The sequence below is a fragment of the Streptomyces sp. NPDC050448 genome, from assembly GCF_040655295.1.
Taxonomy (GTDB): Bacteria; Actinomycetota; Actinomycetes; order Streptomycetales; family Streptomycetaceae; genus Streptomyces.
Genome location: NZ_JBFAJR010000001.1, coordinates 91,327 through 104,532 on the forward strand (window position 1 = coordinate 91,327; position 13,206 = coordinate 104,532).

Annotated in this window: 15 protein-coding genes; 4 read left to right on the forward strand and 11 right to left on the reverse strand. The window is 71.0% G+C overall.

Going from position 1 to position 13,206, the window contains the following annotated elements; genetic code table 11:
- Window positions 1-35 precede the first annotated feature (35 nt).
- The 3 genes from AB0I68_RS00465 to AB0I68_RS00475 all read left to right on the forward strand — a co-directional run bounded on the left by AB0I68_RS00465 (window position 36) and on the right by AB0I68_RS00475 (window position 2,808).
- Complete coding sequence (locus AB0I68_RS00465; RefSeq protein ID WP_363174927.1) at window positions 36-1,877, forward strand: endonuclease/exonuclease/phosphatase family protein; 1,842 nt, start codon at window positions 36-38, stop codon at window positions 1,875-1,877.
- 72 nt (window positions 1,878-1,949) lie between these two features.
- Entirely contained in the window at window positions 1,950-2,387 is a 438-nt protein-coding gene (locus tag AB0I68_RS00470; protein WP_363174928.1) for a GNAT family N-acetyltransferase, read from the forward strand.
- Between the two features lie 166 nt (window positions 2,388-2,553).
- Complete coding sequence (locus AB0I68_RS00475) at window positions 2,554-2,808, forward strand: hypothetical protein (RefSeq protein ID WP_363174929.1); 255 nt, start codon at window positions 2,554-2,556, stop codon at window positions 2,806-2,808.
- Window positions 2,809-2,943: 135 nt separating this feature from the next.
- On the opposite strand, the gene dapD is transcribed toward AB0I68_RS00475, so the two are convergent.
- Window positions 2,944-3,924 carry a 2,3,4,5-tetrahydropyridine-2,6-dicarboxylate N-succinyltransferase gene (gene dapD, locus AB0I68_RS00480; protein ID WP_363174930.1) on the reverse strand — a complete coding sequence of 327 codons (981 nt, stop codon included), beginning with the start codon at window positions 3,922-3,924 and terminating at the stop codon, window positions 2,944-2,946.
- Between the two features lie 9 nt (window positions 3,925-3,933).
- Complete coding sequence (locus tag AB0I68_RS00485) at window positions 3,934-5,145, reverse strand: MFS transporter (protein ID WP_363174932.1); 1,212 nt, start codon at window positions 5,143-5,145, stop codon at window positions 3,934-3,936.
- Window positions 5,146-5,271: 126 nt separating this feature from the next.
- Between AB0I68_RS00485 and AB0I68_RS00490 the strand changes: the two genes are divergently transcribed.
- Window positions 5,272-6,147, forward strand: a complete 876-nt coding sequence (locus AB0I68_RS00490) for a winged helix-turn-helix transcriptional regulator (protein ID WP_363174933.1) — start codon at window positions 5,272-5,274, stop codon at window positions 6,145-6,147.
- A gap of 134 nt (window positions 6,148-6,281) precedes the next feature.
- Here the strand turns inward: AB0I68_RS00490 and AB0I68_RS00495 are convergent, their stop codons facing one another.
- The 9 genes from AB0I68_RS00495 to sufD form a co-directional block, all read right to left on the reverse strand.
- Window positions 6,282-6,842: a TetR family transcriptional regulator gene (locus AB0I68_RS00495; RefSeq protein ID WP_363174934.1), complete on the reverse strand. Its 561-nt coding sequence runs from the start codon at window positions 6,840-6,842 to the stop codon at window positions 6,282-6,284.
- On the reverse strand, window positions 6,842-7,162 hold the full coding sequence (locus AB0I68_RS00500) for a multidrug efflux SMR transporter (RefSeq protein WP_363174935.1): 321 nt from the start codon (window positions 7,160-7,162) through the stop codon (window positions 6,842-6,844). Before AB0I68_RS00500 ends, AB0I68_RS00495 begins: the two co-directional genes overlap by 1 nt.
- A gap of 53 nt (window positions 7,163-7,215) precedes the next feature.
- A complete protein-coding gene (locus AB0I68_RS00505; RefSeq protein WP_363174936.1) occupies window positions 7,216-8,586 on the reverse strand; it encodes a DUF3616 domain-containing protein in 1,371 nt (456 codons plus the stop codon).
- Between the two features lie 212 nt (window positions 8,587-8,798).
- Window positions 8,799-9,143, reverse strand: a complete 345-nt coding sequence (locus AB0I68_RS00510) for a metal-sulfur cluster assembly factor (protein ID WP_030388904.1) — start codon at window positions 9,141-9,143, stop codon at window positions 8,799-8,801.
- A complete protein-coding gene (gene sufU, locus AB0I68_RS00515; RefSeq protein ID WP_363174937.1) occupies window positions 9,140-9,604 on the reverse strand; it encodes a Fe-S cluster assembly sulfur transfer protein SufU in 465 nt (154 codons plus the stop codon). Before sufU ends, AB0I68_RS00510 begins: the two co-directional genes overlap by 4 nt.
- Before the next feature lie 31 nt (window positions 9,605-9,635).
- The gene (locus AB0I68_RS00520) at window positions 9,636-10,892 is read right to left on the reverse strand and encodes a cysteine desulfurase (protein WP_363174938.1); all 1,257 of its coding nucleotides are present in this window, start codon (window positions 10,890-10,892) and stop codon (window positions 9,636-9,638) included.
- Window positions 10,889-11,653, reverse strand: a complete 765-nt coding sequence (gene sufC / locus AB0I68_RS00525) for a Fe-S cluster assembly ATPase SufC (protein WP_053785807.1) — start codon at window positions 11,651-11,653, stop codon at window positions 10,889-10,891. Before sufC ends, AB0I68_RS00520 begins: the two co-directional genes overlap by 4 nt.
- Window positions 11,654-11,660: 7 nt before the next feature.
- Entirely contained in the window at window positions 11,661-11,978 is a 318-nt protein-coding gene (locus AB0I68_RS00530) for a bifunctional 3-phenylpropionate/cinnamic acid dioxygenase ferredoxin subunit (protein WP_363174939.1), read from the reverse strand.
- On the reverse strand, window positions 11,978-13,156 hold the full coding sequence (gene sufD / locus AB0I68_RS00535; protein ID WP_363174941.1) for a Fe-S cluster assembly protein SufD: 1,179 nt from the start codon (window positions 13,154-13,156) through the stop codon (window positions 11,978-11,980). The genes AB0I68_RS00530 and sufD overlap by 1 nt, the downstream gene beginning before the upstream one ends.
- Between the last annotated feature and the right edge of the window lie 50 nt (window positions 13,157-13,206).

Genomic DNA, 13,206 nt, shown 5'->3' on the forward strand with positions numbered 1-13,206 from the left:
TCGCTTCCTTCCTCCACACACCGGAGTTCCTGACCATGCGCTCCTCGCATCCCCGTTCCGCCGCCGTCGCGGCCCTCGTCGCCACCGCCCTGGCCACCGGCCTGCTGGCGGGCACCGCCGACGCGGCCGAAGGCGCCGCGTCCGCCGATCCGATACGCATCCACGACATCCAGGGCACCACCCGGATATCGCCGCTCAACGGCAAGCAGGTCGCCGACGTCGCGGGCATCGTGACGGGCGTGCGCACGTACGGCTCGAAGGGCTTCTGGATGCAGGACCCCGACGCCGACGACGACGCGGCCACCAGCGAGGGCATCTTCGTCTTCACCAGCTCGGCCCCGACCGTCGCCGTGGGCGACGCGGTCAAGGTCTCCGGCCTGGTCGGCGAGTACATCCCGGGCGGCGTCTCCTCCGGCAACCAGTCGGTCACCCAGATCTCCAAGCCGGCCGTGACCGTGGTCTCCTCGGGCAACGCGCTGCCCGAGGCCACCGTGATCAACGAGTACAACGTGCCCGCCGAGTACGCCCCGGCGGGCGACCCGGCCGCCGCCGGCAGCATCAACGGCCTGACCCTGGACCCCTCGCGCTACGCCCTGGACTTCTACGAGTCCCTCGAGGGCATGAACGTGAAGATCGGCACCTCCCGCGTGGTCGGCGCCACCGACCCGTACGCGGAGCTGTGGGTCACGGTGAAGGGCTGGGAGAACACCGCCAAGCGCGGTGGCACCATCTACGGCTCGTACGAGTCCCAGAACACCGGCCGGCTCCAGATCCAGCAGCTCGCGCCGCTGGCGCAGCAGCCCTTCCCGGTGGCCAACGTCGGCGACAAGCTGACCGGCACCACCGAAGGCCCGCTGGACTTCAACCAGTTCGGCGGCTACACTCTGGCGGCCCGCACCCTCGGCACGGTCACGGCGGGCACCCTCGCCCCCGAGAAGACCAAGGCACAGGCCGCGAACGAGCTCGCGGTGGCCACGTACAACGTGGAGAACCTCGACCCGGGCGACCCGCAGCAGAAGTTCGACAACCTGGCGAAGGCCGTCGTCGCGAACCTCGCCTCGCCCGACATCCTGGCCCTCGAGGAGATCCAGGACGACAACGGCGCCAAGAACGACGGCACCGTGTCCGCCGAGCAGACGCTGACGAAGTTCACGGCGGCGATCGCGGCGGCGGGCGGCCCGGCGTACCAGTGGCGCACCATCAACCCGGAGAACGGCAAGGACGGCGGCGAGCCCGGCGGCAACATCCGCCAGGTCTTCCTGTTCAACCCGGCCCGCGTCTCCTTCACCGACCGCGCGGCGGGCGACGCGGTGACGGCGACCGGTGTCGTCAAGGAGCAGGGCAAGGCCGCCCTGACCCACTCCCCCGGCCGGATCGACCCGGCGAACCCGGCGTGGGAGGACAGCCGCAAGCCGCTGGCGGGCGAGTTCGTCTTCCGCGGCAAGACGGTCTTCGTGATCGCCAACCACTTCGCCTCCAAGGGCGGCGACGAGGGCCTGGCCTCCTCCCACCAGCCGCCGGTCCGCAAGTCGGAGGCCAAGCGGCTGCTCCAGGCGCAGGCCGTGAACGGCTTCGTCAAGCAGCTCCTGGCGACGGACAAGAACGCGAAGGTCCTCGCCGTCGGCGACATCAACGACTTCGAGTTCTCCGGGACCGCGAAGGCGCTGGAGGACGGCGGGGCGCTGTACTCGGCGATCAAGTCGCTGCCGAAGTCCGAGCGTTACTCGTACGTCTACCAGGGCAACGCGCAGGTGCTGGACCAGATCCTGACCAGCCCGGCGATCAGGTCCTTCACGTACGACAGCGTGCACATCAACGCGGAGTTCTCGGCACAGAACAGCGACCACGACCCGCAGGTGCTCCGCTTCCGCCCGTAGCCGGGTAGCTGCCCCGAGGCCGCAGGGGGCCCGGACGCCGCCCGGTCCGGGCCCCCTGCCACACTTCTGGCCATGATCTTCCGTACGGCCACCCGTGAAGACCTGCCCGCCGTACTGGCCCTGCTGGCGGACGCCGGCGAGGAGCGGGCCGAGGTCACCGAGGCGCACGAGCGGGCGTTCGCCGCGATCGAGACCGACTCCCGCAACGAGATGCTGGTGCTCGTCGAAGGCGGGGCGGTGCTCGGCTGCCTCCAGCTGACGTACGTCCCGGGCCTCGGGCAGGGCGGGCGGGACCGGGCGCTGGTCGAGGCCGTGCGGATCCGCGCGGACCGGCGGGGCGGGGGGCTGGGCGCGGAGCTGATGCGGCTGGCGGTGGCGCGGGCGCGCGAGCGCGGCTGCGGCCTGGTCCAGCTGACCAGCAACAAGCAGCGGTCGGAGGCCCACCGCTTCTACGAGCGGCTGGGCTTCGCACGCAGCCACGAGGGATTCAAGCTGCGCCTGGCGGACTGAGCGCAGGAGCCGTAAGGGCCGCAGGAGCCACAGGGGCGCTCCGCGGACAGGTCAGGGACTTTCACCCCTGGCGTGACGCTCGACACATCATGACCCATTCGACCCGGGTTGTGGTGTTGAGTGTCCCCACGCTCCACCATGTCCGCCCGTATCCCCGGAGGACCGCGTGTTCCCCTCCATCTCCCCCGCCGAGGAAATCGGTCTTGCCGTCCTGCTCGTGGCCGCCCTCGTCTGGGTTTTCGGCCTCGGCCACATGCGGCGGGGCGCCCGCTTCCACCACCCGGAGCCCGGCGCGTTCGAGGGCATCGCGGTCATCCCGGCCCAGCGCAGTGCCGCCGCGCACCCGATGGAGTCGGTCGAACTGACCGAGGCGGAAGAGGCGGCTTTCGCAGGCCTCATCCGCGCTTTCCCCCACTCCTGACCCACCCGCCCCCGGGAACGCCCTCCCCCGCTCGGGGAGGGAGGGCGTTCCCGGGCACCGGAGACGCCGAACGCCCTCTCCGCCCCCTGTCGGGGCGGGGAGGGCGTTGTGGCTGCTGCCGCCGGGGCGCGGAGGTCAGTTGTGGCTGTGGAGGACCTCGTTCAGGCCGCCCCAGACCGCGTTGTTCGGGCGGGCCTCGACCGTGCCGGTGACCGAGTTGCGGCGGAAGAGGATGTTGCTGGCGCCCGACAGCTCCAGGGCCTTGACGATCTGGCCGTCCGGAAGGGTGACGCGGGTGCCCGCGGTCACGTACAGGCCCGCCTCGACGATGCACTCGTCGCCCAGCGCGATGCCGACGCCCGCCTCGGCGCCGATCAGGCAGCGCTCGCCGATCGAGATGATCTGCTTGCCGCCGCCCGAGAGGGTGCCCATGGTGGACGCGCCGCCGCCGATGTCGGAGCCGTCGCCGATCACGACGCCCGCCGAGATGCGGCCCTCGATCATGGAGGTGCCGAGGGTGCCGGCGTTGAAGTTGACGAAGCCCTCGTGCATGACGGTGGTGCCCTCGGCGAGGTGCGCGCCGAGGCGGACGCGGTCCGCGTCGGCGATGCGCACGCCCTTGGGGGCGACGTAGTCGGTCATCCGCGGGAACTTGTCGATCGAGGTGACCTGGAGGTACAGGCCCTCGGCGCGCGCGTTCAGCCGTACGGCCTCCACCTGGTCCACGGCGACCGGGCCCAGCGAGGTCCAGGCGACGTTGGCGAGCAGCCCGAAGACGCCGTCCAGGCTCTGGCCGTGCGGCTTGACCAGGCGGTGGCTGAGCAGGTGCAGGCGCAGGTACGCGTCGTGCGCGTCCAGCGGCTTGTCCTCGATCGAGGAGATCACGGTGCGGACGGCTACGACCTCGACGTCGCGGACCGCGTCCAGGCGGATCGCCTTGGCCGCGGCGGCGCCCAGGAGCTCCACGGCCTGATCGGCGGTGAGGCGCTCGGTGCCGGCCGGGCCGGGCTCGGCGACCAGCTCGGGGGCGGGGAACCAGGTGTCGAGGACGGTGCCGTCGGCGGCGATGGTGGCAAGTCCGGCGGCGACGGCGCCGGTGGTACGCGTAGCAGTCATGTCCGAAACCTAACCGGCGACGGCCTGAGGTTGCGAACCGGTCTCATGTGCCGGTCGGCCCGCGTGTCGCCCCTGCCGCGCCGACACCCACAGCACCGCCCCGCCCGCGCCCGCCGCCAGCGCCGCGCACAGCGGCCACAGCAGCCCGGGCGCGGCCGCGTACAGGGCTCCGCCCAGCGGCGGCCCGAGGACGACACCGCTGACCGAGACCCCCGCGTACAGGCTCTGGAACCGCCCGATGGCATGCTCGGGCGCCCGGTCGGCGACGTACGCGGTGGCGGTGGTCTTGTACAGGATCTCGCCGAGGCTCAGCAGCACCATCATCACCACGGCGTTCGCGAGCCCGGCCCCGGGCAGCAGCGCCGCGTACCCGGCCCCGACCAGCACCAGGCCGGTCCCGATGACCGGGAGCGGCGGCCGGGCGCGCAGCGCGACGGCGGCCGGGAGCTCCAGCAGCAGGATGACGGCGCCGTTGAGGGCGATCACGAAGCCGAACGCCCGGGTGTCGAGGCCGTGGTCGGCGAGGAAGACGGGGAAGGTGCCGTACTGCTGGCGGTAGACGAGGTCGCTCACCAGGATCGCGCCGAGCAGGACGAGCACGGCCGGGCGGGCCCGGAGTTCCTCCCACACGCCGCGGCCCAGACCCCCGTCCGGGGCCGCGGCGGCGGTGCGTGAGGCGCCGCGGGCCGGGACGGCCCGCGCGGTCCAGAGGGCGAGGAACAGGGTCCCGAGGCCGTCGCCGACGAAGAGCCAGTCGTACGAGAGCCCGGTCGCGATCAGGGCCCCGAGGGGCGGGCCGAGCGTGAAGCCGCCGTTGGAGACGCAGCGGACGACGGCGAAGGCCTGCCGGCGGGCCCCCTCGGGGACGGTGACGGCGACCAGCGCGGAGTTCGCGGCCCGGACCACGCCGGAGGCGTACTGGGCCAGCGGCAGGGCGGCGTAGAGCCCGACGGTGGGCAGGAGCGGGAAGGACATCAGGGTGAGGCCGCCGGCGGTGGAGGCGGCGAGCAGCACCCGGCGGTGGCCGAAGCGGTCCCCGTACCAGCCGCCCGTGAAGTTCCCGGCGACGAGGCCGATGCCGCCGATGCCGGTGACCAGGCCCGCCTGGGCGGCGCCGAGGCCGCGCGGGCCGGTCAGGCAGAGGAACACGAAGACGAAGGTGAAGCTGACGACCGCGTTGACGAACACCCCGGCCGCCAGCAGCCACACCACTCGGGGCACGTCTTTGAAACCTTGCACCACGCCCGCCCGCTCCCCCGCAGATCCCGGCCGAACCCCTAGTGAGTTCCCTTTAGGAACTAACTATGTCAGCATGACAGCCTTGGGTCAACGGACAAAGGAGTGCCCATGGCCCAGCGCACACACCTCGACGACGCGGACTGCGCCATCGCCCAGGCCCTCGACGTGGTGGGCGACTGGTGGACGCTGCTGATCGTGCGCGACGCCGCGCGCGGCGTGCACCGCTTCGACGCGTTCCAGCGCGAGCTGGGCATGTCCCGGAAGGTGCTGGCCGAGCGGCTGAAGCTGCTGGTCGAAGCCGGGGTGCTGACGCGCGAGCCGTACCAGGACCGCCCGGTACGGCACGAGTACCGGCTGACCCCGCGCGGGCGGGGGCTGCTGCCGGTCCTGGTGGCCCTCCAGGACTGGGGAGACGCATGGGTCCTGGGAGAGGGAGAGATGACGGCGACGACGCAGGAGTCCTCGCGCGAGGCGGAACGGGTGCACGCGCTGCGCGGCACGCGGCTGCCCGAGCTGGTGCTGCCGGACCGGTTCGGGGAGGTCCGGGATCCGGTGGCGGACTCGCCGTTCACGGTCCTGTACTGCTTCCCCGGCGCGTACGCCCGGGCCGAGTCCTACCCGCCGGGGTGGGCGGGGATCCCCGGGGCGAAGGGCTGCACGTTCGAGTCGTGCACGTACCGGGACCAGCTGGCGGAGTTCACGGCGGCGGGGGCGACGGTCCACGGGGTGTCGACCCAGCGGCCCGATGAGCAGCGGGAGTTCGCGGAGTCGGAGGGGCTGCGGTTTCCGCTGCTCTCGGATGCGGATCTTTCGCTGACGGCGGCGTTGCGTCTGCCGACGTTCCGGGCGGCGGGGGTGAGCCGGCTGAAGCGGTTGACGCTGGTGGTGGACCGCGGGCGCACGGTGCGCGAGGTGATCTATCCGATCCGGGACATCGAGGCGAGCGTCGCGGCGGCATTGGCCGTGGTCCGGGCCGGCGACTGACGCCGGGGCCGCTGCCCGGCCGCCGGGGCCGGGGGGCGCTGCGCGGGGCTTTCTCCCCGCCCCGGCCCTTCTCCGTTTCCCGGGGCTCTGCCCGGACCCCGCCCCCGGCGGCTCCGCCCCTGAACCCCCGCGCCTCAGACGCCGGCGGGGCCGGAGCCGCCGGCCAGGACCCGGGTCAGGATTTCGCGCGCGCAAGGCTCGTCGTACTCCGTGTCCGTCAGGAGTACCTGCAGGCTGATGCCGTCCATCACCGCCACCAGCGCCCGCGCCGTCTGCGGGTCCACCCTGCGGGCCAGGGCCGCCGACACCGACTCCGACCACTCCGCCGCCACCGGGCGCAGCGCCGGCCGCCGCAGCGCCGCCAGGTACAGCTCGTACTCCAGCTCCGCCCGCGCCCGGTCCGCCGTCAGGAACTGCCCCAGCAGTCGCGCCAACGCCCCCGCCAGATCCGGGTCGTCGACATCCGGCACCGGCACGAAGCCCTCGTTCGCCTGCCGCAGCGCCGCGACCAGCAGGTCGTCCAGCGTCTTGAAGTGGTACGTGGTCGAGCCCAGCGGGACGTCCGCCTCCGCCGCCACGCTGCGATGGCTCAGCCCGGCGATGCCCTTGGCGCCCACCACCCGGATCGCCGCGTCGATGATCCGCTGCCGCCGCTCCGGGTCGTACCTGCGCCCGCCGGTGCCCGCGGGGGCCATCAGTGCGCCCCGCCCAGGTTCAGCAGCACCACGCCGCCGACGATCAGCGCGATCCCGGCGATCTTCGTGGCGGTGGCCGCCTCCCCCATGAGCACCATCCCGATCGCGGCGATGGCGGCCGTGCCGACCCCGGCCCAGATCGCGTACGCCGTGCCCACCGACATCGACTTCAGCGTCTGGGCGAGCAGCGTGAAGGCGACGGCGTAACCGACCAGGGTGCCCAGCGACGGCCACAGCCTCGTGAAGCCGTCGCTGAACTTCATGGCGGTGGTCCCGGCCACCTCGGCGGCGATGGCCGCGGCAAGCAGTACGTAGGGCATGTGTACGAGGGTACACATCGTTGTGTACCCCCGTACACAACAGTCGGCCGGGATCAGTTCAGCGTGAACCAGGCCGCGCGCGCCTTCTTCCACTCCGGGTGCGTCAGGTCCTTGGCCTCGACCCCGTCCCCGTACAGGTCCGCGGACCCGCTGTCCGTGACCAGCTGCACCCGCGCCCCCGCCACCGACAGGTCCGGCACGTCCACGATGGCCTCCCAGCCACCCGGGTCGGTCGTCGGCAGGTCGGTCCGCTTGACCGGGGCGTGGCCCGCGACGCCGTCCCACTGGTACAGCGCGTACGGGTCCGAGTTGTCGTCCGCGGCCCAGGAGCCGGCCAGGATCAGGTACTGGTCCGCCGCGTTCTTGCGGATGTCGCGGACCGACAGGCCCCCGAGGTCGAGCTCGATGCCCGCGCCGAACGTCGCCTCGGCTCCGCTCGACAGGACCTTGTCGAAGTTGGTCACCGGCACGATCAGCGCCTTGCCGTCGAGCGCGGCCGGCGTCAGCGGGGCGCGGAAGCCCAGGTACGCGGTCGTGGTCGAGCCGGGCGCGAACTCCAGACCCTCCACGTTGAAGCCGTCGACCTGCTTCGGCGCCTGCCCGTCCGCGGTCCCGGCCGCGAAGCCGTAGCGGTTCCCGTTCGCCGTGTCCCAGGCGACCAGGTCGTCGCGGAGCTGCTGGTACGAGCGCCCGTACGCGAGCTGCGTACCCGAACCGGAGCCGGTCACCGTGGTGGTGAACACCGTGTTCCGGGGCGCCTTGTACACGCCGTCCTTGTTGTTGCCGAGCGAGCCCGTCCAGTAGATGGTGTCGCCGATGCGGGTCGCCCCCTCGATGTCCACCTCCTTGGTGACGCCGAGCTGCGAGCTGAAGTCCCAGGTCTTCACCGGCGCACCCGAGCGGGAACGGTCGTACAGCCGCAGCACGTTGTTCTCGTCGTCGGCGACCACGGTGTAGCCGCCGCCGACGTCCACGGCGGCCGAGGAGTCCGAGGCGCCGGTGAAATAGCGTGCGTCGGCCGGGTTCTGCACGGCGGCCGAGGCGGCGTAGTACAGGGTCTTGGTGGCGGTCTTGCCGCCCAGCCCGGTCACCTTGACGGTGAGGTTGGTGTAGCCGCGGCCGCGCGCGGTGACGGCCAGCTGCCGCACCGCCCCGGCCCCGGTGACGGTCACGTCGCCCGTGCCGGCGACCGAGGCCTTGCTCGACGCGGACGCGCTGACCGTCAGCGCGGACACGTCGGCGCCGCTCTGACCCACGGTCACGTTCACCACGGGGTCGCCGACCGCGCCGATGGCGCCGGACAGGTACGCCGCGGACAGGCTGATGGTCGGCGTCCCGTACGTCACCGCCTGGGCGGGCACGGCCGTGAGCGTCCCGGCGACGACCAGCGCCGCGGTCCCTGCGATACCAAGCTGCTTCTTCATCGGTGTCCCCACGAGTCGAGCCGAGCGCGAACCACACGTCACGCCGTGACGGCCGTCGAGAAGATTCGGCCACCGTGGCCAACTCCCGGTGCACTTCAATCGTCCGCCGGACGAACACGCAGGGCATCTCGGAGCACGCGCTCCCGAAAGCACCCGGAGCGCGCGAAGGGCCCCCGGCGCGGTGCCGGGGGCCCTTCGTGAAGCGATACGGCTCAGACGTTGAAGCCGAGCGCGCGCAGCTGCTCGCGGCCGTCGTCCGTGATCTTGTCCGGGCCCCACGGGGGCATCCAGACCCAGTTGATGCGGAGCTCGTTGACGATGCCGTCCGTCGCCGACTTCGCCTGGTCCTCGATGACGTCCGTCAGCGGGCAGGCCGCCGAGGTCAGCGTCATGTCGAGGGTGGCGATGTTCGCGTCGTCGATGTGGATGCCGTAGATCAGGCCCAGGTTGACGACGTCGATGCCCAGCTCGGGGTCGACCACGTCGTAGAGGGCCTCGCGGACCTCCTCCTCGGTGGCCGGCTTGATCGACGCCTCGGGCGTCGCGTTCTCGGTCATGCCGTCTCCCTCTCCGCGCCGTCGCCCAGTGCCTGAGCGGTCGCGTCCTTCCAGGCCATCCAGCTCAGCAGAGCACACTTCACGCGAGCCGGGTACTTGGAGACGCCGACGAACGCGACCGCGTCCTCCAGCACCTCCTCCATGGCCTCGTCGGGCTCGATCTTGCCCTTCGACTGCATCATCTCCAGGAACACACCCTGGATCTTCTGCGCCTCGGCCAGCTCCTTGCCGACGAGCAGCTCGTTCAGCACGGACGCGCTGGCCTGGCTGATGGAGCAGCCCTGGCCCTCGTACGAGACGTCGGTCAGCGTCTCGCCGTCGTACTTCACGCGCAGCGTGATCTCGTCGCCGCACGTCGGGTTGACGTGGTGCACCTCGGCATCGCCGTCGCGCAGGCCACGCCCGTGCGGGTGCTTGTAGTGGTCCAGGATCAGTTCCTGGTACATCGAATCCAGCTTCACTGCGGCCCCAACGCCTTCGTCGTGTTCCTCGTCATCCGAAGAAGCTCCGTACGTGCTCCAGCCCGTCGATCAGTGCGTCGACATCGGCCGGAGAGGAGTACAGGTAGAAAGACGCTCGCGTGGTCGCGGGAATTCCGTAGCGCAGGCAGACCGGGCGCGCGCAGTGGTGTCCCACACGGACCGCGATGCCCTGCTCGTCCAGAACCTGGCCGACATCGTGGGGGTGGATGTCACCGAGCGTGAAGGAGATCGCGGCGCCGCGGTCCTCGGCCGTGGTGGGGCCGATGATCCGCAGGTCGGGGACCTCCAGGAGGCGCTTCACCGCGTACTCGGTGATCGCGTGCTCGTGCGCGGCGATCTTGTCCATGCCGATCGCGGTCAGGTAGTCCACGGCCGCGCCGAGGCCGACGGCCTGGGCGATCGGGGGCGTACCCGCCTCGAACTTGTGGGGCGCCGGGGCGTACGTCGAGGCGTGCATCGACACGGTCTCGATCATCTCGCCGCCACCGAGGAACGGGGGCAGGTCCTCCAGCAGCTCCTGGCGGCCCCAGAGCACGCCGATGCCGGTCGGACCGCACATCTTGTGGCCGGTGAAGGCCACGAAGTCGGCGCCGAGCGCCTGCACGTCCAGCGGCATGTGCGGAGCGGCCTGCGAGGCGTCGATCAGTACCAGCGCGCCGACCTCCTGCGCGCGGCGGACGATCGCCTCGACCGGGTTGATCGTGCCCATGATGTTGGAGACCAGCGTGAAGGAGACGATCTTCGTCTTCTCCGTGATGACCTCTTCGATGTTGGACAGGTCGAGCCGGCCGTCGTCGGTCAGGCCGAACCACTTCAGCTTCGCGCCGGTGCGCTGCGAGAGCAGCTGCCACGGGACGATGTTGGAGTGGTGCTCCATCTCCGTGATGGCGATCTCGGTCTCGCGGTCGACCCGGTAGGGCTCGTCCGCCCAGCCGAGCATGTTCGCGACCAGGTTGAGCGACTCCGAGGCGTTCTTGGTGAAGATCACCTCGTCGCGGCTCGGCGCGTTGATGAAGGCGGCGACCTTGTCGCGGGCGCCCTCGTACAGCGCCGTGGCCTCCTCGGCGAGCACGTGCACGCCGCGGTGGACGTTGGCGTTGTGCTGCTCGTAGTACTCGTTCAGCGCGTCGAGCACCTGGCGCGGCTTCTGCGAGGTCGCCGCGTTGTCCAGGTAAACGATCTTCTTCCCGTCGTGGACCACACGATCCAGAAGGGGGAAGTCCTTGCGGATCGCCTCGATGTCGAGGAGGCCAGGCAGCTGTGTCACGCGGTCGCGCCACCCTTCACGTACTTGTCGTAGCCCTCGGCCTCCAGCTGGTCCGCCAGCTCGGCGCCGCCGGACTCGGCGATCCGGCCGTTCGCGAACACGTGCACGAAGTCGGGCTTGATGTAGCGCAGGATGCGCGTGTAGTGGGTGATCAGCAGCGTGCCGACCTCACCGGTCTCGCGGACACGGTTGACACCCTCGGAGACGATGCGCAGGGCGTCGACGTCGAGGCCGGAGTCGGTCTCGTCGAGGATCGCGATCTTCGGCTTGAGGAGCTCCAGCTGGAGGATCTCGTGGCGCTTCTTCTCACCGCCGGAGAAGCCCTCGTTGACGTTGCGCTCGGCGAAGGCCGGGTCCATCTGGAGCTGCTCCATCGCGGACTTGACCTCCTTCACCCAGGTACGCAGCTTCGGCGCCTCGCCGCGGATGGCGGTGGCCGACGTACGCAGGAAGTTGGAGACCGAGACGCCGGGGACCTCGACCGGGTACTGCATGGCGAGGAAGACGCCGGCGCGGGCGCGCTCGTCGACGGACATCTCCAGGACGTCTTCGCCGTCGAGGGTCACGGTGCCACCGGTGATGGTGTACTTCGGGTGACCGGCGAGCGAGTACGCCAGGGTGGACTTGCCGGAGCCGTTCGGACCCATGATGGCGTGCGTCTCACCCTGCTTGACGGTGAGGTCGACGCCCTTGAGGATCTCGCGGGCGCCGTTCTCGGCCTCGACGGAGACGTGCAGGTCGTGGATTTCAAGCGTTGCCATGGATACCTCAGGACTCCTGGGTGAGGGAGACGAGCACGTCGTCCCCTTCGATCTTTACGGGGTATACGGGAACGGGGCGGGTCGCGGGCAGACCGGACGGCTTGCCGGTGCGCAGGTCGAAGGCCGACCCGTGCAGCCAGCACTCGATCATGCAGTCCTCGACCTCGCCCTCCGAGAGCGAGACGTTCGCGTGCGAGCAGATGTCGTTGATCGCGAACACCTCCCCCTCGGCACGGACGATGGACACCGGCGTGCCGTCGAGTTCCACCCGCTTCGGGGTGTTCTCCTCCAGCTCGCTCAGCGCACAGGCCTTGACGTAGGTCATCAGACGGACGCCTCGAGCTCGGTCTCGATCTTGGCGAGGAGGCGCTCCTCGATGTCCGGGACACCGATCTGCTGGACGAGCTCCGCGAAGAAGCCGCGCACGACCAGACGGCGGGCCTCGCCGGCCGGGATGCCGCGGGCCTGCAGGTAGAAGAGCTGCTCGTCGTCGAAGCGGCCGGTCGCGGAGGCGTGGCCGGCGCCGACGATCTCGCCGGTCTCGATCTCCAGGTTCGGCACCGAGTCGACCCGCGCGCCGTCCGTGAGGACGAGGTTGCGGTTCATCTCGTAGGTGTCGGTGCCCTCGGCGCTCTTCTCGATGAGGACGTCGCCGATCCAGACGGCGTGGGCGCCCTCACCCTGCAGCGCACCCTTGTAGACCACGTGGGACTTGCAGTGCGGGGCGTCGTGCGTGACCAGGAGGCGGTGCTCCTGGTGCTGGTCGGCGTCCGTGAAGTAGAGACCGAGGAGCTCGGCCTCGCCGCCGGGGCCCGCGTAGCTGACCCGCGGGTGCAGGCGTACGACGTCGCCGCCGAAGGTGACCACGATCGACTTGAAGGTCGCGTCACGGCCGACCAGCGCGTTGTGCTGGGAGCAGTGGACGGCGGTGTCGTCCCAGTCCTGCACGGACACGACGGTGACCTTGGCGCCGTCGCCGACCAGGAAGTCGACGTTGGCGGCACGCACGCCGTCACCGGTGTGGTCGATGACGATGACGGCCTCGGCGAAGGCCTGTACGTCGAAGACGGTGTGCCCGAAGGTCGTGCCGCCCTCTCCGTGCAGCGAGACGCGCACCGGCTCGGTCAGGACGGCCTCCTTGGGCACGGTGACGACCGTGGCCTTGGCGAAGGACGAGAACGCCTGGGCGGCGATCCGGTCCACCGGGGTGCCGGCCTTGCCGATGCGCGCGTCGTCGCGCTCCACCGACTCGACGGTGACGCCCTCGGGCGCGTCGATCTGGGCCTTCATGGTGCCGTTGGCGACCGCGGTGCCGTCGTGCAGACCACGCAGGCGCGCCAGCGGGGTGAACCGCCACTCCTCCTCGCGGCCGTGGGGGACGGGGAAGTCCGCCACGTCGAAGGACGGGGGTGCGCTCATCCGGGTGGCGACGGTGGACTCGGCGGCCACCGCGATCGCGCCGGCGGTGGTCGAACCCGCCGGAATGTTCTGAGCCTCAGCCATGGCTGTCGTCTTGCTCGCTCTCTTAAAAGAACAGGGTCTACGTCAAAGGT

Excerpts from the sequence above, each read along its gene's own strand:
- AB0I68_RS00465 (WP_363174927.1), top strand. The coding sequence starts at position 36 with ATGCGCTCCTCGCATCCCCGTTCCGCCGCCGTCGCGGCCCTCGTCGCC.
- AB0I68_RS00470 (WP_363174928.1), top strand. The coding sequence starts at position 1,950 with ATGATCTTCCGTACGGCCACCCGTGAAGACCTGCCCGCCGTACTGGCC.
- dapD (WP_363174930.1), bottom strand. The coding sequence starts at position 3,924 with ATGACTGCTACGCGTACCACCGGCGCCGTCGCCGCCGGACTTGCCACC.
- AB0I68_RS00490 (WP_363174933.1), top strand. The coding sequence starts at position 5,272 with ATGGCCCAGCGCACACACCTCGACGACGCGGACTGCGCCATCGCCCAG.
- AB0I68_RS00495 (WP_363174934.1), bottom strand. The coding sequence starts at position 6,842 with ATGGCCCCCGCGGGCACCGGCGGGCGCAGGTACGACCCGGAGCGGCGG.
- AB0I68_RS00500 (WP_363174935.1), bottom strand. The coding sequence starts at position 7,162 with ATGCCCTACGTACTGCTTGCCGCGGCCATCGCCGCCGAGGTGGCCGGG.
- AB0I68_RS00505 (WP_363174936.1), bottom strand. The coding sequence starts at position 8,586 with ATGAAGAAGCAGCTTGGTATCGCAGGGACCGCGGCGCTGGTCGTCGCC.
- AB0I68_RS00510 (WP_030388904.1), bottom strand. The coding sequence starts at position 9,143 with ATGACCGAGAACGCGACGCCCGAGGCGTCGATCAAGCCGGCCACCGAG.
- sufC (WP_053785807.1), bottom strand. The coding sequence starts at position 11,653 with ATGGCAACGCTTGAAATCCACGACCTGCACGTCTCCGTCGAGGCCGAG.
- AB0I68_RS00530 (WP_363174939.1), bottom strand. The coding sequence starts at position 11,978 with ATGACCTACGTCAAGGCCTGTGCGCTGAGCGAGCTGGAGGAGAACACC.
- sufD (WP_363174941.1), bottom strand. The coding sequence starts at position 13,156 with ATGGCTGAGGCTCAGAACATTCCGGCGGGTTCGACCACCGCCGGCGCG.